Annotated in this window: 1 protein-coding gene; it reads right to left on the bottom strand. The window is 44.2% G+C overall.

Annotated elements, in window-relative coordinates; translation table 11 throughout:
• Positions 1 to 58: 58 nt before the first annotated feature.
• On the bottom strand, positions 59 to 442 hold the full coding sequence (locus tag CJF39_RS22640; RefSeq protein ID WP_094995380.1) for a hypothetical protein: 384 nt from the start codon (positions 440 to 442) through the stop codon (positions 59 to 61).
• Between the last annotated feature and the right edge of the window lie 131 nt (positions 443 to 573).

Genomic DNA, 573 nt, shown 5'->3' with positions numbered 1-573 from the left:
ATCTTGGCCTCCTGGCTTTAATGGCGGTGTATTTTACAGAAAATCGTATTTCTTGGGTTTACGTACAGAGCCTAAGCTTGTCGTTATGAATATCGCCATCAGTCACGCACACAACCTCAAGGAATCTATTATCCCCAGACGCCTTTAGCTGCTCGCGATATACATAGATACCATACATGAGCGTTGGCATGTTATCCCATGCACCCGCTGTGATGACTTTGTACGACCCTTTCGACTCATGGGCGACCATCCCGAGAATAGTTTTGGCTAAATCATCTTCACAAATGACGATCACGGAAGGGATAAGATTACTAACCATAGAGCCATGGCGTTCTATCAATGTTTTCTTTGAATTTTCATCCATTGATGTGCTGACAGAGGTCATGCCCATAAACCCGACTCCAACATTCACCTTGAACACATTGACCTTCTCATCTTCCATGGCTCATCCTTTGACAAAATTTACGCTAGAATTTTAGCGATTAGCAGCATCACTTGGTAATCCCCCCACTTTTAGCACTTACCAAAAATAGAGGTCAGGCCGCCAGGGCCAACTTTTGTTTGGGGGTTATT

Source organism: Pseudomonas lundensis (genome assembly GCF_002269125.1).
Taxonomy (GTDB): domain Bacteria; phylum Pseudomonadota; class Gammaproteobacteria; order Pseudomonadales; family Pseudomonadaceae; genus Aquipseudomonas; species Aquipseudomonas lundensis_A.
Note: the sequence above shows the minus strand (reverse complement) of the source record. Positions and strands in the feature narration are given on the sequence as shown.